The organism is Catenulispora rubra, from assembly GCF_015356825.1.
GTDB lineage: Bacteria > Actinomycetota > Actinomycetes > Streptomycetales > Catenulisporaceae > Catenulispora > Catenulispora rubra.
In genome coordinates this window covers 12,590-37,942 of sequence record NZ_JAACYW010000089.1, presented here as the reverse complement: position 1 = coordinate 37,942, position 25,353 = coordinate 12,590, and the positions used below count along the sequence as shown (strand labels likewise).

Genomic DNA, 25,353 nt, shown 5'->3' with positions numbered 1-25,353 from the left:
GCATCGGACGACCCCGGCCCCAAGCCCACCAGCTGCACGGCGGCGACAACGATGCAACTGCTCGCGTACGTGAACGCCACCCCCGGCGCCGTCGGCTACGCGGAGGCGGACGCGCTGCCGTTCTTCCCGTCGGTGGACGTCGTCGCCCTCGGCGGCCACCTCCCAACCCGCGACGACGCGCTGCACCACGCGTATCCGTTCGTCGCGACGGAGAACCTGTTCGAGGCGACGAACCGCTCGGACCTGGCGAACGACTTCGTGGGCTTCCTGACGTCGGATGCGATGGCCAGTCGGCTGCATGACGACGGGTTCATTCCGTGCTCGGAGATCGGGGGGACGGATGTCTCGGGGATGTGCACGTAGTCTGGGCGCTCATCAGGAGCCTGAGACCGGGCTTTTCGGCAGGTCGCGCTGCCGAGCGAGCGGCCCGAACAGGAGGATCCCGAGAGCTGCGACCAGCATGCCGGCAGTCGCCCACAAGGTGGGGCGCAACCCGATCAAAGCGCTGAGGCCTCCGCCGAGCAGGCCTCCGACGGGGATGCTGCTGTGGTTGATGGTCATGGTGAACGTGACGATGCGGCTGAGCATCTCCGGCGGCGCGTAGGCCTGGCGGAAGCTGCCGAAGATGACATTGACCGCGACGACGCCGGCCACCAGGGCCATGGACCCGATGACGAAGAGCGCGACGCCGGGCCCTGGTGAGGCCAGCGGAATCAGGACTGCGAATGGCACGGCTGTCAGCTGTGCCGCAACCGCGCCGCGGGCGGTACCGAAACGGCGGCACAGCGGATGTGCGAGCCAGGCTCCGAGGATCCCGCCCAGCGCTCCCGCTCCTGCCAGCGGGCCCACCAAGCCGGCCCGGACGTGCAGGTCGCGAACGAGGTAGAGGACCACGATCGACTGATAGGCGGTCAGCGCGAGGTTGGCGGCGGCACCGAACGAGGTGATGGCTCGGAGGTAGGGGTCGCGGACGACGAACCGGAATCCGTCCGCCACCTCGGTACGCAACGAGCGTTGAGAGGCGCCCGGCGAGTCCACGACGGCATGGGAACCGCCCTCGGATATCGGATGTCTCAGGTGCCGCGGCTTGATGAGGACCAACGTGACCGCCGAGACTACGAACGTCACCGCGTCGGCGATGAGCCCGGAGACCACCCCGAACACCTGGGCCGCCAGGCCACCCGCGCTGGGGCCGACCACCTCTGCGACAGAAGCGCTTCCCTGGAGTTTCGCGTTGGCCTCGATCAAGTCGCCGGAGCCGACCAACTCCGGCAGATAGACCTGGTACGCCGAGGTGAAGAAGACCGAGCCGGTGCCTGAGACCACCGCGACGACCAGAAGGTAGGTCTCGGTCAGCATGTGCGTCCACGCGGCTATCGGCACGGTGATGAAGACCAGCGCCATCGCCAGGTCGCACGAGATCATCAGCGTGCGCCGGGGTATTCGTCCTACCCACACCCCGGCCGGAAGACCGAGCACCAACCACGGGAGCCATATCGCTGCCATCAACAGACCCACCGCCAGCGGGCCGGCCTTCAAATCGACGACGGCCACGAGCGGTAGTGCGACGGTGGTGATGCTGCTGCCGGCGTTGCTGATCGTCTGGCCGCTCCAGAGCAGGCGGAAGTTACGGTCGGAGAGCAGGCCCCAGCGTGACCGGCTTGGTCGGCTTGCCTTGCCTGCCTGGTCGACGGTCGGAACGTCGAGCGGCGCGTGTTCGTGGTCTGACCCGGTGACGTTCGCGGTCACGGCGCGGCCGGCACGACGTGGCCGAAGACCAGCACCGGCTCACGCTCCTGCGCGTCGTCCGGCACGGGCCGGTGCGACCAGGCGTCGAACAGGGCGATCAGCTGCGCCCCGAACTCGCGGGCCTCCTCGGGGCTCAACCGCAGCCAGGCCTCGGTCGAGACCGCGCAGCCTTCCCGCCACTGCTCTGGATACCCCGCGCGACGCGCAGGCCACGATCGCGCAGCCGCTGTCTGCCGATCCAGCATGAGCGACCCCGCGGCGTCGGCGACCGCGGCGTCGGCCGGGCTCCCCTCGAAATCGGCGCGCGCCCACCGCACCTCCGCGGGAGTCGGCCGCCACCAGCGCTCCCGCCGATCCCGCGCCAACTCGGGGACGTCTTCGACCAGGCGGGCTTCGGCGAGCACGCGGACGTGGTGACTGACGTTGCCGACGGCTTCATCGGTGCGCTCCGCGAGCATGCCCACGGTCGCCGGGCCGTCCACCGTCAGCACGTCCAGGATCTGCCGACGTAGTGGGTGCGTCAGTGCGGCCAGCACTCGGGTGTCAGAGATCTTGTGCGCAGGTTCTTCTGCCATGCCTGGATCATACAAGAGCTCTTGTACGACTGTCATTGCACAATGATCCTTGTACGATGCTCGAGAGCGGCATATATCGCTTGCGACAACCCTGGAGCCCCCGCACAATGAGCCGCCGCCGCGCATGGCGGGTGGGTGTCTCAGAATTCTGTGAATGGGTGGTACATGTTCGATGTGATCATCGCCGGGTGTGGGCCGACCGGTGCGGTGCTGGCCGGGGAGTTGCGGCTGCATGGGGTGCGGGTGTTGGTGCTGGAGCGGGAGGCGGAGGCTGCGCCGTTCGTCCGGATTCTTGGCCTGCATGTTCGGAGCATCGAGTTGATGGCGATGCGGGGGTTGTTGGACCGCTTTCTTGCGCGTGGGAGGCGGCGGCCGGTCGATGGGGTCTTCGCCGGTATCGCCAAGCCGGGGCCTGCGGATCTGGATTCCGCGCACGCCTACATCCTCGGGATGCGGCAGCGGGACATCGAGGAGCTGCTGGAAGCGCACGCGGTCGAGCTCGGGGCGGAGGTGCGGCGGGGGTGCGCGGTGGCCGGTTTTGAGCAGGACGACGAGGGCGTCACCGTCGAACTCGCCGACGGCGAGCGGCTGCGGGCGCGCTACCTCGTCGGCTGCGACGGTGCGCGCAGTACGGTGCGCAAGCGCCTCGGCGTCGGCTTTCCCGGGGAGCCCGCGCGCAACGAGACGTTGATGGGCGAGATGGAAGTGGGGGTGCCGGCGGAGGAGGTTGCCGCGACGGTGGCCGAGGTCCGCAAGGTCAATCAGCGCTTCTTCGTGCGGCCGTTCGGCGATGGGTTCTACAGCGTCGTGCTGCCCGCTGCGGAGGTCGCCGATCGGGCGGAGCCGCCGACTCTGGAGGACTTCAAGGAGCGGTTGCGGGCCATTGCCGGCACCGACCTCGGTGTGCACTCCCCGCGCTGGTTGTCCCGCTTCGGCGACGCTACGCGCCTGGTCGAGCGCTACCAGGTCGGCCGCGTGCTGCTGGCCGGCGACGCGGCGCACATCCATCCGCCGGCCGGCGGGCAGGGCCTGAACCTCGGCGTCCAGGACGCGTTCAACCTCGGCTGGAAGCTGGCCGCGCAGATCAACGGCTGGGCACCCGACGCGCTGCTCGACACGTACCAAGCCGAACGCCACCCGGTGGCCGCCGACGTGCTGGACAACACCCGCGCGCAGGTGGAGCTGATGTCGGACGAGCCGGGGCCGCAGTCCGCGCGGCGGCTGCTCACCGAACTGCTCGACTTCGACGACGTGAACCGGCACCTTGTGGAGAAGATCGCTGCGATCGGTATCCGGTATGACTTTGGTGACGGCCCCGACCTGATAGGCAGACGCCTCCGTGACCTCGACCTCGGCGACGGCCAGCTCTACGACCGGATGCATGGGGGCCGCGGCGTGTTGCTGGACCGCACCGGACAGCTCGCAGTCGACGGATGGTCCGATCGGGTCGATCTGATCGCGGATCCCGACGCAGCGCTCGATGCGCCGGCCGTGCTCCTCCGTCCCGACGGCTACGTCGCGTGGATCGGGGACGATCAGCAGGGCCTGGATGACCAGCTCGCACGCTGGTTCGGCACGTCCGCCGATTGAGGTGAGTTGATAGATAGAGTCCCGCCATGGCCATCCGGAGCGCCCAGCCATGACCTCCGACCACGCCTCCGCGCCGTCCCCCGGCCTGCGCCGCATCGCCGTCCTCGTCCTGGAGGGCGCGAAGCCGCTCGACGTCGGCATCCCCGCGCAGGTGTTCACGACCCGCGCGAGCATGCCCTACGAAGTGCGCGTCTGCGGCGCGGCGCCCGGCCTCGTCACCGGCGGCGACGGCCTCGCCTACCACGTCGCCCACGGCCTGGAGGCGCTGGCCTGGGCCGACATCGTCTTCATCCCCGGCTACCGGGTCCCGGACCGCGACGACCCGCCGCCGGCCGTCGTCGAGGCGCTGATCGCGGCGCACGACCGGGGCGCGCGGCTCGCCGCGATCTCCACCGGCGCCTTCGCGCTCGCCGCCACCGGCCTGCTCGACGGCAAGCGCGCCACGACGCACTGGCACTACACACGCGCGCTGGCGCAGAAGCACCCGCGCGTCCACGTCGACGAGAACGTCCTGTTCGTCGACGAAGGCAGCGTCCTGACCTCGGCCGGTGCCGCCTCCGGCATCGACCTGTGCCTGCACATCCTGCGCGGCGACCTCGGCGTGGCCGCGGCGAACCACGCGGCCCGCCGCCTGGTCGCGGCGCCCTACCGCAGCGGCGGGCAGGCGCAGTACGTGCCGCGCAGCGTGCCCGAGCCGCTGGGGGAGCGGTTCGCCGCCACCCGCGAATGGGCCCTGCACCGGCTGGACGAGCCGCTCAGCCTCGAATCCCTCGCCGAGCACGCGGCCGTCTCGGCGCGCACGTTCTCCCGCCGCTTCGTCGAGGACACCGGCTACACGCCGATGCAGTGGGTCATGCGCGCCCGCATCGACCTGGCCCGGGAGCTGCTGGAGCGGTCGCAGCGCAGTGTCGAGCAGATCGCGCACGACGTGGGCCTGGGCACCGGCGCGAATCTGCGGACGCACTTCCAGCGCATCCTCGGCACGACTCCGAGCGAGTACCGCCGCACCTTCACGCGCGGCGAGTAGCGCGAGGGCGAGTAGCGCGAAGAATCGGCCGCCCGGCGCGTGTGGCGCGATCCTTTCGAACCATGGCGCCCACGCCACTGCCGGGCCCGATCGCCTCACGCGAAACTCATGGTGACTGAAAGGAAACAACCATGACTCGCATCGCCATCAACGGATTCGGCCGCATCGGACGCAATGTTCTGCGTGCCATGCTGGAGCGCGGCAGCGGCCTGGAGGTCGTCGCCGTCAACGACCTCACCGAACCGGCCGCCCTCGCGCGGCTCCTCGCCTTCGACACCACCGCCGGCCGCCTCGGCCGCCCGGTGAGCGTGGACGGAAACGTCCTGGTCGTCGACAACCGGCGCATCACCGTGCTCGCCGAGCGGGAGCCGGACCAGCTGCCGTGGGCGGACCTCGGCGTCGACATCGTGCTGGAGTCGACCGGCCGCTTCACGTCGGCCAAGGCCGCCGGCGCGCACCTGACCGCGGGGGCGAAGAAGGTACTGGTCAGCGCGCCGTCCGACGGCGCGGACGTCACGCTCGCGTACGGGGTCAACACAGAGGTCTACGACCCGGCGCGGCACACGATCGTCTCCAACGCCTCGTGCACGACCAACGCCCTGGCGCCGCTGGCGGCGGTGCTCGACGACCTCGCCGGGATCGAGCACGGCTTCATGACCACGGTGCACGCCTACACGCAGGAGCAGAACCTGCAGGACGGTCCGCACCGGGACCCGCGGCGTGCCCGCGCCGCCGCCGTCAACATCGTCCCGACCACGACCGGCGCCGCCAAGGCCATCGGCCACGTGCTGCCGAACCTCGACGGCAAGCTGTCGGGGGACTCGATCCGGGTGCCGGTGCCGGTCGGCTCGATCGTCGAGCTGAACACCACCGTGGCGCGCGACGTCACGCGCGAGGACGTGCTGGCCGCGTACCGCGACGCCGCTCAGGGCGCGCTCGCCGGGATCCTGGAGTACTCGGAGGACGCGCTCGTGTCGTCTGACATCGTCGGGTGTTCCGCTTCGGCGATCTTCGACTCGGCGCTCACGCGGGTCGAGGGTCGGCACGTCAAGGTGGTCGCCTGGTACGACAACGAGTGGGGCTTCTCCAACCGCGTGGTCGACACGCTGGAACTGCTGGCGGCTGCCTGAGGCTACGGCGCTACGAGGCTACGGCGCTACGAGGCTGCGGCGCTACGAAGCTACGAGGCCTCGTTGGTCGCAACGGCCGTCCGGACGCGGCGCACGCGGACCCCGGCGTCGGGGTGCATGCGCAGCGCCGTGCCGGTCACGCACAGCGAGAACAGCGTCAGGATGAGGAACGCGACGGTATAGGCGGTCCGCGCGTCCGGGGTTCCCGGCAGCAGGTGTCCGAGCGGGCCGCCGGCGCGCAGGGCGATGGTGGACACTGCGATCGCCAGGCCGGCGGACATCTGGAAGGCGGTGGCGGCGATGGAGTTGGCGTCGCGCATCTGCTCCGGGGCCACGTCGCTGAACGAGACCGTGCTGAACGCGGTCAGCGCCACCGAGCGGGCGATGCCGCTGATCAGGACGACGGCGCAGGTCAGGACGATCGGGGTGGTGGCGGTGAGCAGGCCGGCGGCGGCCATCGCCGCCGCCATCGCCAGCGTGGAGGCGATCAGGACCGGCCGGAAGCCGAAGCGGTTGAGCAGCGGGGTGGTGGTCGGCTTGATGCCGATGTTGCCCACGAAGATGAACAGGACGACGGCTCCGGACTTGACGGAGCTCCAGCCGAAGACGTTCTGGAAGAGCAGCGGCATCAGGAACGGGCCCGCGCCGACCACGATCCAGAACAGCGAGCCGCCGCTGACCGAGGCGCGCAGGGTGGGGATTCGCAGGACCCGGAGGTTCACCAGCGGTGCCTCGGTGCGCAGCAGGTGGCACGCGGCCGCCGTGAGCAGCGCGAGCGAGACCAGGGCGGTGGCGATGGCGGCGGTCCAGGCGATGCGGGTGTCGGAGAACAGGTGGCCGGCGTAGGTGAGGCCGCCGAGGCCCGCGCAGGTGAGGACGACGCCGAGCCGGTCCAGGCGCGGCGGCCGCTCGGTGGGCGTCGCCTCGACGACGTGCCAGGCGATGGCGAAGGCCAGGACGCCGAGCGGGATGTTGATGCCGAACATCCAGGGCCAGGAGGCGTAGGTGGTGATCAGGCCGCCGGCCAGCGGCGCGACGACCGGCGCCATCAGGCCCGGCCACACGACGTAGGCCATCAGCCGCATCAGGTCGGACTTCTCGGCCCCGGCCAGCACGATCAGCCGCCCGACCGGCACCATCATCGAGCCCCCGAAGCCCTGCACGACCCGCATCGCGACCAGCACCGGCAGCGTCGTGCTCAGCGCGCACCCGAGCGAGGCGACGGTGAACACCGCGATCGCGGCGAGGAACACCGGCCGCATGCCCCAGCGCCGCGTGAGCCACCCGCTGAGCGGTATGAGCGCGGCGAAAGTGAGCAGGAACGAGGTGATGACCAGCCCGATGGCGGCCGAGCTGACATGCAGCGAGCGCGCCATCTGCGGGGCGGCGGTGGTGACGATGGTGCCGTCGAGCATTTCCATGAAGAAGCACCCGGCGACCAGCAGGGCCTTGGTGCGGTGCGACTTGTCGATCATGAGCGGTGCCCTTCGTGCGTGCCGGGCAGGCGTGCGGCGGCGGTTTTAGAGTAGACGCAACGTTGCGTCTACTCAAGGTGCGCAGGTGGGGGCTCCGCTGATTTTGTGGGATGCCCGACCACGCCGCCCGACCGACTCGACCAACTGGCTCGATTGACGGCCCGCGCTAGGCGCGTCACATCGCCGCGTCAATCATCCGTGTTGCGGCGGCGGTGCTGGTGGCGCCAGATTGCGCTTGCTCGAGCGTGAAGACTTCCGCGTCCCCAAGCCGCGCCGTCTTCCTCAGCCGCTAGGCGTCCCCCGCCAGCAGCTTCCCGAACAGCTCGACCGCCCCCGGCAGGTCCCGCCGCAGCGTCGCCAAATCCAGTCCCGCGTCGCCGACCACCGCCAGCAGCGCGTGCTCGCCGATCGCGGCGAAGACCACGTGGCCGCCGGCGGCGCGGATGACCGAGTCGCGCAGGCCCCCGAGGCCTACGTGGGCGGCGGTGCGGGTGCCGAGGGCCATGCCGGCGGCGCAGAGGGCTGCGAGGGATTCCTGGTCGGCGGAGCCGCTGTCGGAGGCGACGAGGAGGCCGTCGGTGGTGGCGATGATGCTGTCGGTGACGCCCACGATCCTCTCGCGCAGGGCTTGGAGTTCGGTGACCACGGCTGTGGATGAGGTCGGTGGCTTCACAGCATGCTCCTTGGCACGTGTAGTGGTGCGGCCGAAACGACGCGCGGCCGAGGTGGCAGTCGGCGGGTGAGGGGGCGGGGCGTTCCGGGCTCAGGGCAGTCGGTCGAGGACGTCGCGGAGGTGGCGCAGCGTCTGCTCCGCCGGTTGCGCCGGGGGGATCGTCGCCTGCCCCCGGAGCTGGGACGGTTGTGGCACCCGGCGCGGCAGCCGGGGGTCGCGCGGCTCCGGTGGTGCCGAGTCAGTGCCCTGCGTCGCCGACTCGCCCGCGCCGCCGGCCGGTGCGTCGGTCGGCGCCGGCATCGGCATCGGCTCGATCGGCCCGAACGGCCTGAAAGGCTCAGCCGGCGCCATAGCGTCGGCGGCGCGCACGTCGTCTCCGGCCTCACGGCCCGTGGGAATCATAAGCTGGCACTCCCTGGTGTGGTTCCACTTCCTGATGGGTCACGAGGCACCCGGCGCGGCAGCTCGCCTCGGTAGTCCGGCCGGCCGTCCGCGGGCGTGGCACGCCGCGCGGTGATCGGCAGCGCCGCCACGGCCCGGGGTGCCTCCCACTCCACGAGCCGCCGGGCCCGCAGGCGCGCGATATCGAGCATCGCCGGGTAGACCCCGCAGCCCAGGAAGAACGCGATGTCCCGCGGCGTCCGCCGGCCGTTCGCCGCGAGCAGCACAGCCTGCTGACGCGCCGTCAACGAACCCGCTTCGACCCGTGTCGCCGGACGGCACCGCGCGGCGGCCAGCTCGGCGAGCGATCCCCAGCTCCGGCTCAGCGCGGCGATCCGGCGCGCGGTCTCGTCCGCGAGCGTGCGCGGCGACTCGCCGGGCCACGCCGCCAGCTCGGGCTGTACCGAACCCTCGTGCACGGTCCAGCCCTCCGCCGGGTTGAGCGCCATGGCGAAAGCGGCGTCGTAGACGGCTGCGATGCAGACCGCTTCGAGTTCCCCGTGGCCGACCAGGCCGAGTTCGGTGAGGACGGTGTTCAGATTGCCGTCGCCGTCCATGCCCTCGGCGACAGCCGCGGCGCGACGGCTGACCGCACCGGCCCACCCGTCCTCGTCGACGCGCCCGGACCGAATGAGCAACGTCTCGACCGACGGCGCGTTCGGCGTGTCCACCGCGACGACCAGCCCGCGCCGCAGATGGATCGTCCCGCCCGGAGCCCCGGACACCTCGACCGCCCCGGTGAAGTCCTCGGTCAGCAGCTGCGCCAACAGCGCGGGAACGTTGCGCGGCGCCATCGATGGCACCGAAGCCATCGACGGCACCGGAGTCGTCGGCGGCAGCGGCGGCAGCGGAGGTGTCGGCGGCATCGGCGGCGTCGGCTCGCTCATGTCAGGATGCTCTCTGCCAGCTCGGCGGCCTCACGCACCGCCAACGCCAGGTTCGAACGCTCCCGCTCCAGCACCAGAACCAGCATCACCGCGTTCAGCGCCGACCGCCCCGGTACGGCCTGCACCACCTCGTGCAGCCGGCTGCCGGTGATCACGACGCTCTCCAACTCGCCCGCCGCCCCGGCCTCGTGCAGACCCTCGGTGATCAGCCCGGTCAGCTCCGCGATCTCGAATCCCTCGCCGACCGCCGAAAAGTCGCCCGCCGCGCGGTATGTCAGACCCGTGACCCCGTCCACCAAAGCGGCTCCGATTACTCCAGGAGATTCGAACGCTGCGGAGAGCGACATTTCCAAGCCGGGCACCGGAACCCCTTCACGTCGCGATATGTGTCAGGTTACTTTAGTCGCCGACTGGACTAACGGCGAGCACGGATCCAATTCCCTGCGAGCCCGTGAACGGCAGCCACGAAAAATTCGGGAGTGAGGAAGTCCGCCCATGAACATCGAAGCCGCGCTGAAAGAAGCGATGACGGTCGACGGCGCCATCGGGGTGGCCCTGGTCGACTACGAGAGCGGCATGTCCCTGGGCTACCTCGGCGGCGGCCCCGGCCTGGACCTGGAGGTGGCCGCGGCGGGGAACACCGAGGTCGTGCGGGCCAAGATGCGCACGCTGGCCCGGCTCGGGCTGAACGAGACCGTCGAGGACATCCTCATCACGCTCTCCGGCCAGTACCACGTGATCCGCCTGCTGCCGAGCAGCGGCGGCGCCCTGTTCCTCTACCTCGCGCTCGACCGCTCGCGCGCGAACCTGGCCCTGGCCCGGCACGAACTCCGCCGGATCGGCACGCTTATCGAGGCCTGAATATAGACGGCCGGATATAGGCGGCCTTATAAGGCGCCGGTGGGTGCGAAACGGGCTGATTCACCCTTCTATTGCACCCCGGATCCAACGTGTGCGGATGGGGGATGAATCCGCCGATTCCTTCGGTGCCGCCGACGGGTCGGACGGGGATATCCGAGATGAATAGCGCCGACTATTCATCTCGCCGTCCGGCGCGGGTAAGTTCGGGCCCATATTCACGGCAAAGCGCAGTGAAGTCGCGGCGGCTTATGTATCAGGACCCTGTAACGGCCCGCAGCCCCTCCAGCACCCGGTCCACCCGCGGTTGTCCCGCCTCCCCGCCGCGCGTCAGCGCGTAAACCGTGCGCGTCACCGGCGCCGCCAGTGGATGCAGCCTGATGCCCGTCGTGTCGGCGGGCAGCGCCATCCTCGGCACGAGCGCGACGCCGGCGCCGACCGCGACGAAGGCGGTCAACACCGCGAAGTCGGTGGCCGCGGCGATCGGCGCCGGGACGAATCCGGCCGCCCCGCACGCGCGGCGCGTGAGCTCGTGGCACGAGGTCTGCGGATCGGGCATCAGCCACGCCTCGTCCCGGAAGTCGGCCAAGGTCGCGGGTCGACCGGGAGTCAGGCCGTGCGCGGCGGCGGTGTCCGGGTGCACGGCCAGCAACACAGGGTCCTCCATCAGCCGGTACTGCTCGCATCCCGCAGGCAGCGCGCGGGGCAGCAGGCTGTAGGCGTGGGCGATCGCGACGTCGGCTTCGCGGCGTTGCAGCAGGTCGATCGCCGCGTCCGGCTCGGCCTCGGTGATCCGCAACTCGGGCCGCGCGCCGCCGAATTCGGCCAGCAGCCGCCACAGCGGCGGCAGCAGCCCCCGGGCCGCTACCGCCAGCCTGCTGATCTCCATCGCGCCGGTCTTCAGCGTCCTGCTCGCGGCCGCGTTCCTGGGGGAGCGGCTGACGTCGCGCGTCGTCGCCGGCAGCCTGATCGCGCTGGCCGGCGCGGCGCTCGTCGCGCTCGGCGGCCTGGTCGGGATCGGCGGCGTGGTGCTGATCCAGCGGCGGTCCGGCGACAGCACTAGGTACAAACCCCCCTCGACAGCGTCGAAGGCCCTTTCGATCATCCATTGAAATCAGACGGCTGATACGATCCCGAACACAAGTTCTGCGGTGCCGCGTAACACGGGGGTGATGGCGGCAGCACGTTGGCGTTCTCTTGCCGGTTTTCCTCGGCCCCCGTCGCGGCTCCCCGATTTGCGGGAAAGGAAGCCGTGACCGCAACAAAGACCAGGCGTCGAACCGCGTTCGGCACCATCCTCGTCCTGATGCTCGCACTGCTCGGCCTGGCACCGTCCGGGGCGAGCGCGGCGTCTTCGTGCCCGCCCGGCGGGTCCCACTGCTACGCCATCGGCCAGCTCTACCGGAACGACTTCACCGGTATCTACGGCCACTGGCACAGCAACAACATGTACCTCAACGACTACAACGGATCGCAGCACATCAACTCCGAGATGTGGCTGCTGATCCCCGGCGGCGGCTGGGTCGAGACCGGGCTCACCAACGCCAACTCCAGCTCCGACCCGAACCCCTGCGGCTGCACGGCCTACGAGGTGTTCTGGGACGACGCCGCGGCCAACAACGGCGGCTACTGGCAGCACTGGGTCGCGAACGTCACGCCCGACGGCACCGACCACTGGTACGAGATCGTGCACGGGAACAACAACACCTGGAACATCTACCACGACGGCTATCTGGTCGGGAACAGCGCGAACGCCGCGGCGGCGAACGGCGTCCGCCAGGACATCGGCGGCGAGGTCGCCTCCAACATCCTGTCCAACATCCACGTGGACTGGTTCGAGATGACCGCCGAGTTCCGCGACGGAGCGGGCAACTGGTACTGGAGCGACGGCGGCGCCTCGGTCCCGACGCAGTCGATCGACAACCCGCCCTTCACCGGCTACTGGGTGAACTCTGACTGGGTATGGGAGCACAGCTGATGAGTCAGAGTTCGAACTCCGCCAACAGAACGAGGGAGTCTAAGATGCGCAAGAACCTGCGCTGGGCTGCTGTCGGCGCGGTCGCTTTGCTGTCGATCGGAACGGGAGTCGCCTTCGCGGCCTCCGGCAGCGGGAAGAGCGCCACCAAGGCGGGCCCGGCGGCGGACACCAGCCTGGCCGCGTGCACGGCGGCGGGGCGGCCGTACTGCCCCGGCGCGGGTCAGCCGCAGGGTGCCGACCCGCAGGCGCTCGGCGCGGCCGGCGGTCCGGGTGCCGCGGCGCAGGCCCAGCCCATGACCGAGCAGGAAGCCGTCTCCGACGCGCTGCGGCTGCTGCCGCCGGCTCCGGCCGGTGCGGCGCCGATGGCGACTCCGCACCACGTCGACACCGAGATGACGCTGGCCTCGTACGAGCAGAAGGCGTACGGCGGCAAGCACGTCAACACCGCGTTCTCGCCGCAGGCCGTGATGTGGGTCATCCAGGTCGACGCCCCGGCGGACACCGCGGTGGAGAACGTTCCGCAGGGGACGAAGCCGACGAAGTACAGCCACTTCACGGTCGTCTTCGACGTGACGAGCCACCACTGGGTCGAGAAGCACCTGTGGTAGCGCGTTAGCCTCAGCCGCCGTCGGAACGCCCGAAGCCGGCGGCGGCTGCAGGTATCTCGGCTACTCCGCCCGCACATCCAGCCCGAGCGCCACCGCCATCACCATCGCCTGGTCGGCGGTGATGACCGCGTCGCGCATCTTGACCTCGGTCGGGTCGAACGCGGACAGGTCGCTGCCGCGCAGATCGCTCTTCTCGAACGAGGCGCCGAACACCCAGGAACCCGACAGATCCGTGTCCCGGAACTGCGCCTCCCGGCACTTGGCACCGGTCAGGTCCGCCTCGCGCATCCGCACCCCGCGGAACACCGCGCCCCGCAGGTCGGCACCGGGCAGCCCGACGAACGACCAGTCGCCGCCCTCGACCTTCAGGGCACCGAACGTGCAGTTGTCGAACATCGCGCCCATCAGCTTGGCGCGGGTGAACGACGCGTCGAACAGCGAGCTGCGGCGGAACGTGCAGTTCGCGAACGCCGACCCGGTGTGTACCGAGGCGTTGAACCGGCAGCCCCGGAAGACGCACTCGCTGAACGTGGCACCCTCGCTGACCACCTCTGTGAAGTCGACGTCGAGGAACGCGACGCGCTCGAACGTCTCCTCGGCGAGCCGCCGGCCGTACCAGTCCTCGCCGCTGACCGTCGATGTGGTCTCCGGATCGGGGGCTCCGCCCCTGCGCTGCGCCATGATCCCGACCGTATCGCGGGGGACTGACGGGATCGTGGTCCTACGGCTGAAGGTCGTCGGGCCGCAGCCCCACGCAATCCTGCGCCCAGAAGACGTCGGAGTAGACGAAGGTGCCCGTCATCCACTCCTCGTGTGAGGGCAGCACGGCGGCCTGGAACGCGCCCGGCGGATAGCGCAGCGACGGCGGACGGAAGCCCAGCTTCGTGGCGTCGGCGAAGCCGTGCTTGCCGTAGTAGCTCGGATCGCCCTCCAGGAACACCAAAGGAATGCCCTGACTGTCGGCTGCCGCGAGAGCGTCCGCGACGAGCCGAGTGCCGATTCCCCGGCCCTGATACTCCGGCAGCACGCCCAACGGCGACAGCGACAGCACGTCCACCAGCCGGGGCAGCGCGTCCAACCGGCACGCGCTGAGCATCACATGGCCGACCACCCGCTCGTCGACCGTCGCCACCAGCGACGTCGGCGCAAGGGCGGCCGGGGCGGCGCGCAGCGCGTCGACCAACGCCGGAACGCGGTCGCCGTCGCCGAACGCCTGCCTATGCACATCCCGCACAGCCGCACGATCGTCGATCCGCTCAGGCCGGATCACCACCACCGGAAGATCATCGCGCGCGCTCACGGCGCCAGGCTAACTCCGCACCAATCGTCGCGCGACTGCATTAACGCCGAGCCCTTCCACCACCGTCTCAAGCTGTCGGCCACCCGTTGTACGTTTCTCCCCATGACTCAGGGGACGACCTATCTAGAGCTGTCCGAAGACAGCGGCAGCGCGCACAAGTTCTACGAGGTGACCGTCGCCGGCACCGTCGTCGACATCCGCTACGGCCGCATAGGCACCGACGGGTCGCGGCAGACCTCGACGTTCCCCACTGTCGAGAAGGCCGAGGCGGCCGCCGCGAAGAAGATCGGCGAGAAGGTGCGCAAGGGCTATGCCCCGTCGGTCATGGGTGCGCGGGCCGCGCGCAGCATCACCCGGCGCGCGGTGATGTCGGCGCCCTCGACGGCGCGCGCGACGGCGCCGGTGCTGTGGCGCTTCCGGACCGCGTCCAGCGCCTTCGGCATCCACATCGACGGGGACCGCTGCTGGGTCGGCAACCAGTCCGGCGACGTCTACAGCCTCGGCCACGACGGCCAGGTGCTCTCCCGCTTCCAGCTCCCCGAAGGGGTCAAGTGCCTGGTGGCCGACGACTTCTGGATCTACGCGGGCTGCGACGACGGCTCCGTCTACGACCTGTCCGGCAAGATCCCGCACGCCGCCTACCGCATCGCCGAGGACGTCGACATCTACTGGCTGGACATCCACGAGGGCGTCCTCGCGGTCTCCGACGCCGGCGGGCGCCTGGTCGTCATCGACCACGAGGAGGAGCACCAGTGGTCGCGCAACAGCCCCGGCACCGGGGCCTGGATGGTGCGCGGCGACGACGCGGCGGTCTACCACGGCCACAGCGCCGGCGTCACCGCCTACGCCGCCGACGGCGGCCGCGAGGTGTGGAACACCAAGACGCCCGGCGCCGTGCTCTTCGGCTGGCAGGAGACTGACCACGTGTACGCCGGCACTGGCCGGCACGTCGTGCACAAGATCGCCAAGGCCGACGGACGTGCCGTCGCCGAGTACCGCTGCGACACCGCGGTCTACTCCTGCGCGACCGCCCCCGACGGCCGCTACGTCTTCGCCGGCGACAGCGCCTCCTCCGTGTACTGCTTCGCCGCCGACGGCCGGCGCCTGTGGAAGCTCGGCACCGGCTGCGGCTCGGCGCTGTCCATGCAGTACCGCGACGAGCGCCTCTACATCGTCACCACCGACGGCAGCCTGGCCTGCGTCGACGCCACCGAGCCGGCGATCACCGCGGCGCAGGGCGGCGTCGTGCCGACCGTGCTCGACGTGAAGGCCAGCGCCGCGATGCCGGTCGCCACGCCGACCACCACGATCGCCACCACGACCTCCACCGCCACCGGCACCGTCGTCGAATGCATCGACGACCACGGCCGCGTCCGGGTCCGCGTGGTCGGCACCGGCTACCAGACCGGCTGGAACGTCCAGTTCCCGCGCGACATGCGGGTCGTCGGCGCGCGCTACGTCGTCGAGGAGATCCACGAGGCCAGCCGCGGGTTCTATCGCGTGCGGGGGGAGATCAAGCGGCTGGTTTGAGACCGGGATCGCGACGGCCTGGGCCCACCGGAACGGCTACCACACCGACGTCGTCACCAAGCGACCGGCAGACTGATCATCGAATCGACGATCTCGCCGCCGCTGAACGTCAGCTCGTCGCGCGTCACCGTCATCCGCAGGCCCGGCAACCGCTGGAGCAGCGTCCCGAGCCCGATCGCCAGCTCCGCCTTCGCCAGGTGCGCGCCCAGGCAGTAGTGCGGTCCGCCGCCGAACATCAGCGTCGGCGGCGCGTCCCGGTCGAAGCGGACGGTGTCAGGATCCGGATACGCCTCGGGGTCGCGCGTCGCGCCGTTGCTGGCGATCCCGATCACCTGTCCGGTCCTGACCGGCCCCGACGGCAGCTCGACGTCCGCCACGGCGATGCGCAGCAGTGTGCTGTTGCTCAGCCCGGTGAACCGCAGCAGCTCGTCGACCGCGGCCGGCACCAGCCCGGGGTCGTCGAGCAGCTGCTTCCACAGCCGGCGGTCGTCCTCCAGCAGCTCGACCAGCGCCCGGCTCAGCGCCGTCGCGGTGGTCTCGTTCCCGGCCGCGATCAGGCCCGTGGCCAGGGCCAGCAGCTCGTGCTCGGTCAGCTTGTCGGCGCCGTCGCGGGCCGCGATCAGGTCGTCGATCAGGTCCTCGCCGGGCTCGGCGCGCTTGGCGGCGAGCAGTTCGGCCATGTACCCGAGGAACGCGCCGATCTCCGCCGCGGCCTGCTCGGGCGTCATCTGCGCGCCGGCCGAGAACGCGTTCGACCAGACGCGGAAGCGCAGCGCGTCCCGCTCGGGCACGCCGAGCAGCCGGCAGATGATCCGCACCGGCAGGGCGAAACAGTACCCTGCGACCAGCTCAGCTGGCGGACCGACCTTCTCCAGGTCGTCGACCAGCTCGTTCGCGATCTGCTGGATCACCGGCCGCCAGCGCTCGACCCGGCGTGGGGTGAACGCGGCGGCGACGATGCGGCGCATGCGCAGGTGGTCTTCGCCGTCCTTGTTCAGGACTACGTCAGGGTCCTGAAGGAAGCTGGGCTCCTTCGTCATCCGCGCGGCGTCCGGCCCGGTCAGGTCGTGCGACAGCCGCGGATCGGCCATCGCCGCGGCCACGTCCCGGTACGTCAGCAACAGGATCGCCGGGTCGCCGCTCGGCAGCCGCACCTGTCCCATCGGGCACGTCGCCCGGCGTTCGGCGTACTGGGCCGGCGGGGTCAGCGAATGGCTGCGGAACGGAAAGGCCGGCAGGTCTGACTGGTCGGAGAGGTCGGCCGAGGCGGCCTGCTCGGACGGGTCGGACCGGTGGTCGGTGTCAGTCATTCGCGTGACCTCTCGGAATAGGGTCTTCACACCGTGCATCCCACGCCACGTTCTCTGTGGAGCACACGGTAATCAGAAGACGTCGATACGCAAGGAGCGCGGTGTTGACAGCCGTCACCTCAGCCGAAGTCCTGATCAGCTCGCCCGGCCGCAACTAGGCCGGGTCGCCGTGGACCTCGTAGTGCTGCGTGAAGTCCCTGGTGGTGAACGTGGTCATGAAGGACGAGCTCCACCTGGACGTCCTGAGCGCCATCACCCTCGACCAGCGTGCCACGAGCGTTCTGCGTGCCCTGCAAGCCGAGTCGCGGGCCTTCCCCGAACCGCACCGCCGCTACTTCAGCGGGATCGTCGCCGACCGCCACGCGACCGTCTACGGCATCCTGCGACGCGGGATCGACGCGGAGGAGATCCGCGCCGACGTCGATGTCGAGTTCGTCAGCGAACTGCTGGTCGCGCCGATTCTGGCCCGCATGGCGCGTCCGGGGCCACCGAGGGCCTGGATCCGGAGACGACCGGCCGGCGGATCGTCGAGCACGTGTACCGCGGCATCGAGGCGTGAGATGCCTCGATGCCGCGGTGGGGGCGTGCTACCAGTTGAACCTCCACTCGAAGTGCGTGGAGTGGCTCAACGGGATCCGGTACTCGCCGTAGGAGCCGAACTCCAGCAGGTACGTCGGGCCGTTCGCCGGGTCGAAGGCCAGCGCCGCCATCGGCGCGCCCTCCACGTTGTGGACGGCGGTCACGGTCTGCGTGCCGTCCGCGAACTCCAGCCCCATCGCCGTCGTTCCCGGGTAGCCGGTGCCGAAGTCGGCGACGAGCGGGAAGTCGCCCGACCCGCCGGAGTCCGTGAACGACATGCCGCCGCCGATGCCGCCGAACGGCTTGTTGCTGGAGCAGCCGTCCTGCCGGGTCTTGCCGTCGACGGTCGTGTCGGTGCAGAACGCCTCGTCGGAGGCGTTCGCCGCCGAGCCGCTGGGGATGATCTCGTAGGCGACCTGCCACTGGTGGCCGGCGACCGTGCCCGCGCCGAGCAGGCCGGAGTCGTGCGGGGTCACCTGCGGGGTCTGCGACAGGTTCGGCGTGCCGCTCGGCGTGGTGACGGTAGGCGCGGACTTCGGGACGATCGCCTTCGGCGTCTGCTGGAAGGTCGTGTTCATCCACGAGGAGGACCCGTTGTGGGTGATCGTGATCTTCGAGACGCCGTTCGGGCTGACCTGCTCCAGCGTGTCCGGCGGATTGGCCGGGTCCCACGCGAACGCGGCGATCCGGGTCCCCAGGGCCGTCCGGATCGGGACCTGGACCACGGTGCCGTTCTTCCACCGCAGGTCGACCGACGTCACGCCGGGCGTCGGGGTGCCGGTCGCGACGACCATCGGGAAGGTTCCGGCGGCGGCCTGGCCGCCCTGGCCGGGCTCGTACGCCAGGTAGCCGCTGGCCTGGATCGCGACGCCCTCCCCGCCGCCGGCACCGCTGGCAGGCTTGCCGTCGACGCTGAGGTCCACCTGGGTCACCTCCGGCTGGCTGTTCGCCGCCGATCCGGAGGGGATGACGCGGTAGGAGAGCTGCCACTGGTGGCCGGAGACCGCGCCGGCGGCGATGACGCCCGACTGCAGGACCTTGCCCGGATCCGCGATGAAGATCGGCTTGGTCGGCAGCTGCGCCGGGAACGAGGGGTAGCTCGCGGACGTCGACGAAGTCTGCGACGACGATGCGCCGGGGGTCGTAGAGGCGGTGCCGCCGGGAGGCCCGGTGAACACCGCCGGGGCGGACGACGACTGCGTCGATGCCGCCCCCTGCCGCGTCACCGACCCCCGATCCAGCCCGCTTACGGCGACCGCGACACCGACGACGGCCACCGTCGTCCCGAGCGCGGTGCTGGCCTGGAGCCTGCGCCGCCGCCGTTCCCCGCGCCGCTTCACCGAAGCGGCTTGGCCGACGTACTGGGTCCAGTCGGTCTTGTCGACCGCGGCGGCGATCCCGCCACCGTCCATCGGCTCCTCAGACATGGGCCACCTCCACGGCGCCGTCGCCGAACTCACTGGTGTCGGTCAGCAGCGCGGCCATCGCCGTCCGCCCCCGCGACAACCGCGCCTTGACAGTGCCCTGAGGCAGGTTGAGCGCAGTGGCGACCTCCGCGACCGGCATGCCACCGAGGTAGTACATGACCAGCGCGGCCCGCAGCCCCAACGGCAACTCGGCGAGGGCATTGCGCACAGCGATCGTGTCCGCCGACGGCGGCGCCACGACCCCCGGCGCCCCATGCCGCATGAACGCCCGCAACCCGGCCGTGTGATGCCGCCACCGCGAGACGGCAAGCCGGTACGCAGTCGAGCGCACCCACCCGACCGGATCCCCACCGTCCCGGGTGAGCTTGTCCCACCTCGTCCACGCCCGCGCATACGCCTCCTGCACGCAGTCCTGCGCCTCGGCGAGATCACCGATCACCAGGTACAACTGCCCTATCAAACGCGGCGCGGTGGCGGCGTAGACGTCGTCGAAGCTCGTCGTCGCCAAGTCCTGTCCCCTCCCAGAGTTCACTCGGGAACTGCACGCATTCGAGATCCCGGTCGGTTGCATGGATTTGAAGATTATTTCCCGGGCGGGATCCGGGCCGGATCGCCGGACCTCCCCGCGCCGCTACCCTGCCCGCCCCCGCCACCCGGCATAAGGTGACCGCATGATGGCAGCGCCACTTCGCGGACGTAGCAAGTCCATGACCCGGGTCCTGTCGACCGTGCGCGGGGCGTTCCGCAGCGGTTCGTCGGCCGTGGTGGTGGTGTCCGGGCCCGGCGGGATCGGGAAGTCCGCGCTGGTGAACCAGGCCTGCTGGGAGGCGGCCGCGATGGGGGCGCGGGTCGTGCACGCCGTGTGCGATGCGGTCGCGCAGGTCAGCCCCGGTGCGCCGGTCATCGCGGCGCTGCGGGCCGGGCCGGAGCCGCTGGTCGGCGTCGCCGAGTACGAGCAGATCCTGCAGGCCCGCGACGAGCCGCTGCTGCTCGCCGAGCGGATCGCGGCCGTGCTGGAGGCCGCCGCGGGTGACGCGCCGCTGGTCGTGGCCGTGGACGACCTCCAGCAGGCCGACCGCGTCAGCCTCTTCGTGATCAGGACCCTGATGGGACGCCTGATCGGGCTGCCGGTGGTGTGGATGTTCGCCGCGCGCGAGGAACATGCGGCGCTGGCGTTGCTCGGGGCGCAGCGCTGCCGCGTCGAGCTGGTCCCGCTCGGGCCGTTGGCCGCCGCCGACGTGACAGCGATTGCCATGGACCGCCTGGGTCACGCCCCGGACGAGCGGCTACGCGATCTCATCGGGGCGGCCGGCGGCAATCCGCTGCTGGCGGTGCAGATTCTGCACAGCGTGGTCCGAGCGGGGAAGGCAGGCTCGGCGGGGTCGGCCCGGAGCGTCCCGCTGGAGTTCACGGCGGTCATCGCGCAGCGACTCGCGGACCTGTCGGACGCGACGCGGGACTTGGCGGCGCTGATCGCGGTCGCCGGTCGGCCGCTGCCGCTGCGCGTCGTGACCGCCTTGATGCCGCAGCTCCCTGATACCGGCTGGGAGACGGTTGTGGCCGAAGCGCGGGACTCCGGGCTCGTCCAACCGGCCGAATCGGCGGATGCGACGAAATCATCCGAATCAGCCGACTCCGCACTGGCCCCCAGCCACCACCTGGTCAGCGAGGCAGTCCGCGCAACCCTCCCGGAAGACACCATCCGCACCTGGCACCTCCGCCTGGCCAGGCACTACCTCCAAACAGCCGGAGACCCCTTCTCCGCAGCCGCCCACGTCCGCGCAGCCGTCACCACCACCACCACCGTCACAACCGCCGACGCCGCCAGCGCCGAGGTCCTCCTCACCGCCGCCGAACAGCTCACCGCCGCCTCCCCGGACGACGCCGCCGACCTCGCCGCCGAGGCCTTCGCCGCCGTCACCCCCGACCAGCCCGAGTGGCTGGCCGTCGGCCGCCGCTGCCTGGCGGTCCTGTGCCGCACCGAGCGCGCCGACGAGGCGATCGGCGTGGCCGACGCGATCCTGGCCCGGGTCGACGACGCGGACCTGGCCGGCGCGGTCGAGGCCCAGGCGTCCGCGGCCCTGTGGGTCGCCGGCCGCCTCGACGAGCTGCTGGCCCGCACCGGCCGCGTGCTCGCCGCCGCCGACCCGGGCTGCGAGGTGGCCGCACGCCTGTCGGCCGTCCGTGCCCTGGCCCGCACCCGCCTGACCGCCGGCGCCGACGCGGCCCGCGAGGCGTCGGCGGCGCTGGACCTGGCACGCGCCAGCGGCGACGCCGAGGCCGTGGCGCTCGCGCTGCACGCCGTCGGCCAGGCGGCGCGCAACGAGGGCCGGCACCACGAGGCGTTGCGCGCCTTCCGCGAGGTGCGGACCACCTCCGTCGGCCACCACCTGGCCGAGGAGATCACCTCGTTGCAGTTCCTCGACCGCTACGACCACGCCCAGACGCTGCTCGACGAGGTCCGGGCCGCGCACGGCGACACGGTCGGCGCGATCCTGCCGGCGTTGCAGTGCGCGCAGATCTGGCAGGACTTCAACCTCGGCCGCGGCGACGAGGCCGAAGCCGGCGCGCGGGCGCTGCTGGAGATCGGGCAGCAGCTCGGCAACGGCGTCTACGCGCTGGACGCGGCGATCGTCCAGATCTCCGTGGCGCTGCTGCGCGGCGACGCCGTCACCGCCGCGGCCCGCCTGGACTTTGCCGCCGACCTGCCCGGCGCCGACGCGGCGCTGCGCCAGCCGGGCCTGACCGTGATGCGCGGCTGGCTCGCGGTGGCGCGCGGCGATCTGTCGGGCGCGACCGCCGCACTGGCGCCGGTGGCGCAGGGGGCCACGCGCTCGTGTGGGTACTGGCCGCTGTGGCCGTGCTGGATGGGGCTGTTTTACGAGGTCGGCACCGCCGCCGACGACCAGGCGTTCGCACAGACGGTCGTGGACGTGGCCGAGCTGGCCGCCGAGCGGACGCCCGGCGTCGCGAGCTTCGAGGGCCTGGCGCTGAACGTGCGGGCCCGCAGCAAGGGCGACCGGGAGCTACTGCGTCAGTCCGCTGACATCCTCGCGCGCAGCCCGCGTCCGCTGCTGCGCGGCTTCGGCGCGGACTGCCTGGGCCGCGCGCTCCTGGCCGACGGCGACCGCGACACCGGCCTGGCCCTGCTCGACAGCGCCTGGGACGACTACCACTCCGCCGACGCCCGCGTGTACCGGGACAGTGTCCGCAAGCTGATGCGCGAGGCCGGCGTACGGCGCGCCAAATGGTCCGCCGCCACACCCCGCCCCGACACCGGCACGGACGCCCTGACCGAGGCCGAACGCCGCGTGGCCCTACTCGTCGCCGCCGGGCACTCCAACCGCTCAGCCGCCACCGAGCTCGGCGTCTCGGTGAACACCGTCGGGACCCACCTGCGCTCGGCGTTCGCCAAGCTCGGCGTGCAGTCGCGGGTGCAACTGGCCAACGTGCTGCATCGGAACCTGGCCGGGTGACCCGCAGCGCAGCTGCCGCTCACAGCTCCGCCCGATCAGCCTGCCGCTGCTCGAACACCATCCGCACCGCCGCCGACCCCTCGCCGACGGCCGCGGCGACCCGCTTCACCGACGCCCCGCGGACGTCGCCGATGGCGAAGACGCCCGGGCGGCTGGTCTCGTACGGGAACGGGGCCCGGCTCTCGGCCGGCAGGTGCTCCAGGTCCCGGCCGGTGAGCAGGAAGCCGGACCGGTCGCGGGCGAGCTGGTCGTCCAGCCAGTCGGTGCAGGGTGCGGCGCCGATGAACACGAACACCGCGCACACCGGCAGCCAGCGCTGGTCTCCGGCGTCGCGCTCCCCGGCGTCGCGCTCCCCGCTCCCGCGCTCAGCGATCCGCAGCTGCGAGATCGCACCCTCGCCGGCCGCCTCGACCGCTTCGGTCCGCAGGTGGACGGTGATCCGCGGCTCGGAGGCGACGGCGTCGATCAGGTAGCGGGACATCGAGTGCTCCAGATCGTCCCCACGCACCAGCAGGTGGACCTCGCGGGCGGTGCGCGCCAGGAACATCGCCGCCTGCCCGGCCGAGTTGGCCCCGCCGATGACGGCCACCGGCTGGTCCTCGCAGAAGCGGGCCTCGGCGAACGTGGCGGCGTAGTAGACGCCTGAGCCCTCCCACTGCTTGCCGTCGGCCAGCGGCAGCTCCCGATAGTCGGCGCCGGTGGCGATGATGACGTTGGCCGCGGCGATCGCCGAGCCGTCGTCGCAGGTCACCTCGTGGACGTCCGGATGGCTGGTCAGGCTGGTGGCGCGCACGTTGTTCCGCAGCACCGCACCGAACTTGCCAGCCTGCAGCACCGCGCGCGTGGTCAGCTCCGCGCCGGAGAGCCCGGCGGGGAACCCGAGGTAGTTCTCGATCCGGGAGGACGTTCCGGCCTGGCCCCCGAACGCGCCGGCGTCGATGAGGATGGTGTCCAGGCCCTCGGAGGCGCCGTAGACCGCGGCGGCCAGTCCCGCCGGGCCCCCGCCGATCACCAGCAGGTCGCAGACGCTGCGCTGCGGCGTGTCCGGCGGCGTGCCCAGGCCCAGCGCCCCGGCCAGCTCGGCGCGCGACGGGTTGCGCATCATCGGACGCCCCGGGACCAGCACGATCGGCAGGTCGCCGACCGGCACCTCCAGCCGCGCCAGCACCGCCTCGGCCTCGCGGTGGACCTCCAGGTCGATCCAGTTCACCGCGGTCCGGCTGCGGGCGAAGAACTTCGTCAGCAGCCGCGTGCGCGCGTCGTAGCGGGACCCGACCAGTGTGACGCCGACGCCCCGGCGCACCAGCGCGGCCCGCCGCAGCAGGAACGCGTGCAGCAGGACGTCGCTGAGCTCGACGTCGTTCGCCATCAGGGCCTGGACCTGCGGCAGCGGGATTCGCAGCACGCTGCCGTCGGCGGCCATGACCGCCGTGAAGCGCGCCGGCTCGCTCAGCAGCATCCCGATCTCGCCGAGGAACTCCCGGGAACCGTATGCGGCCAGCACCACCTCACCGGCGCCGAGTCTGCGATCGACGACCTGCGCGACCCCGTCGAGCAGCACGAACAAGTCGTAGGACGGATCGCCGGCGGCGAACAGCACGCTGCCGGCCCGAACCTCCTGCACCGATCCCAGAGCCCTGATCCGGTCGAGCTGGCCCCGGCTCAGCGGCGCGGCCGGGAGGCTGCCGGGAACGTGGGGGTGCGGTCCGGGGTCCACCACGGTGCGTCCTCCTGGTGTCGGCTGGTGTCGGCTGGTGTCGGCTGGTCTCGGCCTGGTCTCGGCGCGCGCCGATCACGACGCGGCACCGCGCGTCGCGACACGGCGCCTGGTCCAGCACCATACCCGGCCGGTCCGGGGCCTCCCTCACCTGAACACGTGAGGGCACGACCCGCCGCGCCGGGTGATGCTGAGAAGGCATCCAACCCGCCCCACCCAAGGAGCATGTGGATCATGAACGGTTCCCCCACCCCCACGGTCGTCCTCGTGCACGGCGCGTTCGCCGACGCGTCAGGATTCGGCGGCGTGATCGGTGAGCTGCACTCCGCCGGCATCGAGGTCGTCGCCCCGCCGAACCCGCTGCGCAGCCTGGCCTTCGACGCCGCCGCGGTGGCCGACGCGGTGCGCGCGATCGACGGGCCGGTCGTGCTGGTCGGCCACTCCTACGGCGGCGCGGTCATCGGCCAGGCCTCGGCGGACCTGGACAACGTCACCAGCCTGGTGTTCCTGGCCGCGTTCGGCCTGGACGCCGGCGAGAGCTGTGCCAGCGTGCAGGGTCCGTTCCCGCCCTCGTTGCTGGCCAAGACCTCCGCGCCGACGCCGTACGACGCCCCCGGTGCCCCGAACGGCCCCGACCTGTACATCACGAGCCAGTTCCGCGAGACGTTCTGCGCCGATGTCCCGGTCGACGTCGCGGCGGTCATGCAGGCCACGCAGCGGCCGCTGTCGCTGGCCGCGCTCACCGAGAACGCCACCGCCGCCGGCTGGAAGACCAAGCCGAACTGGTACCTGGTGTCGCGGCACGACAACGCCATCCCGCCGGACGCCGAGCGCTTCATGGCCCAGCGCATGAAGGCCACGACCGAGGAGATCGACGGCTCGCACACCGCGTTCATCGCTCAGCCGGTGGCCGTCGCGGCGTTCATCCGGAAGGCGCTGGGCGGCTGAGGCAGGGCGGATCGACGCTTGGGCCGTCACCCGGACGGCCCAAGCGCCCGATGCACCGGTCACCCCGCGCGTTCC

24 protein-coding genes and 2 pseudogenes are annotated in these 25,353 nt (G+C 71.3%); 12 read left to right on the top strand and 14 right to left on the bottom strand.

Going from position 1 to position 25,353, the window contains the following annotated elements:
• A pseudogene (locus GWK61_RS24095) lies at positions 1 to 363 on the top strand (hypothetical protein); the annotation flags it as partial.
• 12 nt (positions 364 to 375) lie between these two features.
• Here GWK61_RS24095 and GWK61_RS24090 read toward each other — a convergent pair.
• On the bottom strand, positions 376 to 1,749 hold the full coding sequence (locus GWK61_RS24090; protein WP_194911517.1) for an MFS transporter: 1,374 nt from the start codon (positions 1,747 to 1,749) through the stop codon (positions 376 to 378).
• Positions 1,746 to 2,324: an ArsR/SmtB family transcription factor gene (locus GWK61_RS24085; RefSeq protein WP_194911516.1), complete on the bottom strand. Its 579-nt coding sequence runs from the start codon at positions 2,322 to 2,324 to the stop codon at positions 1,746 to 1,748. The genes GWK61_RS24090 and GWK61_RS24085 overlap by 4 nt, the downstream gene beginning before the upstream one ends.
• Positions 2,325 to 2,489: 165 nt before the next feature.
• Between GWK61_RS24085 and rox the strand changes: the two genes are divergently transcribed.
• From rox to gap, 3 genes are all read left to right on the top strand, one after another.
• Positions 2,490 to 3,914: a rifampin monooxygenase gene (gene rox, locus GWK61_RS24080; RefSeq protein WP_194911514.1), complete on the top strand. Its 1,425-nt coding sequence runs from the start codon at positions 2,490 to 2,492 to the stop codon at positions 3,912 to 3,914.
• A 49-nt stretch (positions 3,915 to 3,963) separates the two neighbouring features.
• Positions 3,964 to 4,941, top strand: coding sequence for a GlxA family transcriptional regulator (locus GWK61_RS24075; RefSeq protein WP_194911512.1), 978 nt, complete (start codon positions 3,964 to 3,966; stop codon positions 4,939 to 4,941).
• Between the two features lie 131 nt (positions 4,942 to 5,072).
• Positions 5,073 to 6,071, top strand: coding sequence for a type I glyceraldehyde-3-phosphate dehydrogenase (gap, locus tag GWK61_RS24070; protein WP_194911511.1), 999 nt, complete (start codon positions 5,073 to 5,075; stop codon positions 6,069 to 6,071).
• Between the two features lie 50 nt (positions 6,072 to 6,121).
• Here the strand turns inward: gap and GWK61_RS24065 are convergent, their stop codons facing one another.
• The 5 genes from GWK61_RS24065 to GWK61_RS24045 form a co-directional block, all read right to left on the bottom strand.
• Positions 6,122 to 7,546: an MFS transporter gene (locus GWK61_RS24065; protein ID WP_194911509.1), complete on the bottom strand. Its 1,425-nt coding sequence runs from the start codon at positions 7,544 to 7,546 to the stop codon at positions 6,122 to 6,124.
• 289 nt (positions 7,547 to 7,835) lie between these two features.
• Entirely contained in the window at positions 7,836 to 8,219 is a 384-nt protein-coding gene (locus GWK61_RS24060) for a roadblock/LC7 domain-containing protein (protein ID WP_194911508.1), read from the bottom strand.
• Between the two features lie 90 nt (positions 8,220 to 8,309).
• The gene (locus GWK61_RS24055) at positions 8,310 to 8,621 is read right to left on the bottom strand and encodes a hypothetical protein (RefSeq protein ID WP_194911506.1); all 312 of its coding nucleotides are present in this window, start codon (positions 8,619 to 8,621) and stop codon (positions 8,310 to 8,312) included.
• Positions 8,618 to 9,547 (bottom strand): hypothetical protein, encoded by a 930-nt coding sequence (locus GWK61_RS24050; RefSeq protein WP_194911505.1) that lies wholly within the window; start codon positions 9,545 to 9,547, stop codon positions 8,618 to 8,620. Before GWK61_RS24050 ends, GWK61_RS24055 begins: the two co-directional genes overlap by 4 nt.
• Complete coding sequence (locus GWK61_RS24045) at positions 9,544 to 9,843, bottom strand: hypothetical protein (protein WP_228562851.1); 300 nt, start codon at positions 9,841 to 9,843, stop codon at positions 9,544 to 9,546. Before GWK61_RS24045 ends, GWK61_RS24050 begins: the two co-directional genes overlap by 4 nt.
• 199 nt (positions 9,844 to 10,042) lie before the next feature.
• Here GWK61_RS24045 and GWK61_RS24040 point away from each other — a divergent pair, with 199 nt between their 5' ends.
• Positions 10,043 to 10,408 carry a hypothetical protein gene (locus tag GWK61_RS24040; protein ID WP_194911503.1) on the top strand — a complete coding sequence of 122 codons (366 nt, stop codon included), beginning with the start codon at positions 10,043 to 10,045 and terminating at the stop codon, positions 10,406 to 10,408.
• A 253-nt stretch (positions 10,409 to 10,661) separates the two neighbouring features.
• Here GWK61_RS24040 and GWK61_RS24035 read toward each other — a convergent pair whose 3' ends face one another.
• Positions 10,662 to 11,294 carry a LysR substrate-binding domain-containing protein gene (locus tag GWK61_RS24035; RefSeq protein WP_194911501.1) on the bottom strand — a complete coding sequence of 211 codons (633 nt, stop codon included), beginning with the start codon at positions 11,292 to 11,294 and terminating at the stop codon, positions 10,662 to 10,664.
• On the opposite strand from GWK61_RS24035, the gene GWK61_RS59725 reads away from it, so the two are divergent.
• The 3 genes from GWK61_RS59725 (at position 11,194) to GWK61_RS24020 (ending at position 12,991) form a co-directional block, all read left to right on the top strand.
• On the top strand, positions 11,194 to 11,517 hold the full coding sequence (locus GWK61_RS59725) for an EamA family transporter (RefSeq protein WP_323747723.1): 324 nt from the start codon (positions 11,194 to 11,196) through the stop codon (positions 11,515 to 11,517). The genes GWK61_RS24035 and GWK61_RS59725 overlap by 101 nt on opposite strands.
• Positions 11,518 to 11,657: 140 nt before the next feature.
• On the top strand, positions 11,658 to 12,383 hold the full coding sequence (locus GWK61_RS24025) for a hypothetical protein (RefSeq protein ID WP_194911499.1): 726 nt from the start codon (positions 11,658 to 11,660) through the stop codon (positions 12,381 to 12,383).
• A gap of 44 nt (positions 12,384 to 12,427) precedes the next feature.
• Positions 12,428 to 12,991 carry a hypothetical protein gene (locus tag GWK61_RS24020; protein WP_194911498.1) on the top strand — a complete coding sequence of 188 codons (564 nt, stop codon included), beginning with the start codon at positions 12,428 to 12,430 and terminating at the stop codon, positions 12,989 to 12,991.
• Between the two features lie 60 nt (positions 12,992 to 13,051).
• Here the strand turns inward: GWK61_RS24020 and GWK61_RS24015 are convergent, their stop codons facing one another.
• Together GWK61_RS24015 and GWK61_RS24010 are read right to left on the bottom strand one after the other, a co-directional pair.
• On the bottom strand, positions 13,052 to 13,672 hold the full coding sequence (locus GWK61_RS24015; protein WP_194911497.1) for a pentapeptide repeat-containing protein: 621 nt from the start codon (positions 13,670 to 13,672) through the stop codon (positions 13,052 to 13,054).
• Between the two features lie 40 nt (positions 13,673 to 13,712).
• The gene (locus GWK61_RS24010; protein ID WP_194911527.1) at positions 13,713 to 14,261 is read right to left on the bottom strand and encodes a GNAT family N-acetyltransferase; all 549 of its coding nucleotides are present in this window, start codon (positions 14,259 to 14,261) and stop codon (positions 13,713 to 13,715) included.
• A 132-nt stretch (positions 14,262 to 14,393) separates the two neighbouring features.
• Here GWK61_RS24010 and GWK61_RS24005 point away from each other — a divergent pair, with 132 nt between their 5' ends.
• Positions 14,394 to 15,821, top strand: coding sequence for a WGR domain-containing protein (locus tag GWK61_RS24005; RefSeq protein ID WP_194911496.1), 1,428 nt, complete (start codon positions 14,394 to 14,396; stop codon positions 15,819 to 15,821).
• Positions 15,822 to 15,874: 53 nt separating this feature from the next.
• Here GWK61_RS24005 and GWK61_RS24000 read toward each other — a convergent pair whose 3' ends face one another.
• On the bottom strand, positions 15,875 to 17,131 hold the full coding sequence (locus GWK61_RS24000; protein WP_194911495.1) for a cytochrome P450: 1,257 nt from the start codon (positions 17,129 to 17,131) through the stop codon (positions 15,875 to 15,877).
• A gap of 215 nt (positions 17,132 to 17,346) precedes the next feature.
• On the opposite strand from GWK61_RS24000, the pseudogene GWK61_RS60895 reads away from it, so the two are divergent.
• Positions 17,347 to 17,604 (top strand): annotated as a pseudogene (locus GWK61_RS60895) (TetR-like C-terminal domain-containing protein); the annotation flags it as partial.
• A gap of 114 nt (positions 17,605 to 17,718) precedes the next feature.
• On the opposite strand, the gene GWK61_RS56815 reads toward GWK61_RS60895, so the two are convergent.
• Together GWK61_RS56815 and GWK61_RS23990 are read right to left on the bottom strand one after the other, a co-directional pair.
• Complete coding sequence (locus tag GWK61_RS56815) at positions 17,719 to 19,137, bottom strand: hypothetical protein (protein ID WP_228562850.1); 1,419 nt, start codon at positions 19,135 to 19,137, stop codon at positions 17,719 to 17,721.
• Complete coding sequence (locus GWK61_RS23990; RefSeq protein ID WP_194911494.1) at positions 19,130 to 19,645, bottom strand: RNA polymerase sigma factor; 516 nt, start codon at positions 19,643 to 19,645, stop codon at positions 19,130 to 19,132. The genes GWK61_RS56815 and GWK61_RS23990 overlap by 8 nt, the downstream gene beginning before the upstream one ends.
• A gap of 166 nt (positions 19,646 to 19,811) precedes the next feature.
• Between GWK61_RS23990 and GWK61_RS23985 the strand changes: the two genes are divergently transcribed.
• The gene (locus GWK61_RS23985) at positions 19,812 to 22,613 is read left to right on the top strand and encodes an AAA family ATPase (protein WP_194911493.1); all 2,802 of its coding nucleotides are present in this window, start codon (positions 19,812 to 19,814) and stop codon (positions 22,611 to 22,613) included.
• A 19-nt stretch (positions 22,614 to 22,632) separates the two neighbouring features.
• On the opposite strand, the gene GWK61_RS23980 is transcribed toward GWK61_RS23985, so the two are convergent.
• Positions 22,633 to 24,333, bottom strand: coding sequence for an FAD-dependent oxidoreductase (locus GWK61_RS23980; protein WP_194911492.1), 1,701 nt, complete (start codon positions 24,331 to 24,333; stop codon positions 22,633 to 22,635).
• Between the two features lie 231 nt (positions 24,334 to 24,564).
• On the opposite strand from GWK61_RS23980, the gene GWK61_RS23975 reads away from it, so the two are divergent.
• Complete coding sequence (locus tag GWK61_RS23975) at positions 24,565 to 25,278, top strand: alpha/beta hydrolase (protein WP_194911490.1); 714 nt, start codon at positions 24,565 to 24,567, stop codon at positions 25,276 to 25,278.
• Positions 25,279 to 25,353: the final 75 nt, after the last annotated feature.

Excerpts from the sequence above, each read along its gene's own strand:
- GWK61_RS24085 (WP_194911516.1), bottom strand. The coding sequence starts at position 2,324 with ATGGCAGAAGAACCTGCGCACAAGATCTCTGACACCCGAGTGCTGGCC.
- rox (WP_194911514.1), top strand. The coding sequence starts at position 2,490 with ATGTTCGATGTGATCATCGCCGGGTGTGGGCCGACCGGTGCGGTGCTG.
- GWK61_RS24075 (WP_194911512.1), top strand. The coding sequence starts at position 3,964 with ATGACCTCCGACCACGCCTCCGCGCCGTCCCCCGGCCTGCGCCGCATC.
- gap (WP_194911511.1), top strand. The coding sequence starts at position 5,073 with ATGACTCGCATCGCCATCAACGGATTCGGCCGCATCGGACGCAATGTT.
- GWK61_RS24065 (WP_194911509.1), bottom strand. The coding sequence starts at position 7,546 with ATGATCGACAAGTCGCACCGCACCAAGGCCCTGCTGGTCGCCGGGTGC.
- GWK61_RS24055 (WP_194911506.1), bottom strand. The coding sequence starts at position 8,621 with ATGATTCCCACGGGCCGTGAGGCCGGAGACGACGTGCGCGCCGCCGAC.
- GWK61_RS24050 (WP_194911505.1), bottom strand. The coding sequence starts at position 9,547 with ATGAGCGAGCCGACGCCGCCGATGCCGCCGACACCTCCGCTGCCGCCG.
- GWK61_RS24040 (WP_194911503.1), top strand. The coding sequence starts at position 10,043 with ATGAACATCGAAGCCGCGCTGAAAGAAGCGATGACGGTCGACGGCGCC.
- GWK61_RS24035 (WP_194911501.1), bottom strand. The coding sequence starts at position 11,294 with ATGGAGATCAGCAGGCTGGCGGTAGCGGCCCGGGGGCTGCTGCCGCCG.
- GWK61_RS24020 (WP_194911498.1), top strand. The coding sequence starts at position 12,428 with ATGCGCAAGAACCTGCGCTGGGCTGCTGTCGGCGCGGTCGCTTTGCTG.
- GWK61_RS24015 (WP_194911497.1), bottom strand. The coding sequence starts at position 13,672 with ATGGCGCAGCGCAGGGGCGGAGCCCCCGATCCGGAGACCACATCGACG.
- GWK61_RS24005 (WP_194911496.1), top strand. The coding sequence starts at position 14,394 with ATGACTCAGGGGACGACCTATCTAGAGCTGTCCGAAGACAGCGGCAGC.
- GWK61_RS24000 (WP_194911495.1), bottom strand. The coding sequence starts at position 17,131 with ATGACTGACACCGACCACCGGTCCGACCCGTCCGAGCAGGCCGCCTCG.
- GWK61_RS56815 (WP_228562850.1), bottom strand. The coding sequence starts at position 19,137 with ATGTCTGAGGAGCCGATGGACGGTGGCGGGATCGCCGCCGCGGTCGAC.
- GWK61_RS23985 (WP_194911493.1), top strand. The coding sequence starts at position 19,812 with ATGGCAGCGCCACTTCGCGGACGTAGCAAGTCCATGACCCGGGTCCTG.
- GWK61_RS23975 (WP_194911490.1), top strand. The coding sequence starts at position 24,565 with ATGAACGGTTCCCCCACCCCCACGGTCGTCCTCGTGCACGGCGCGTTC.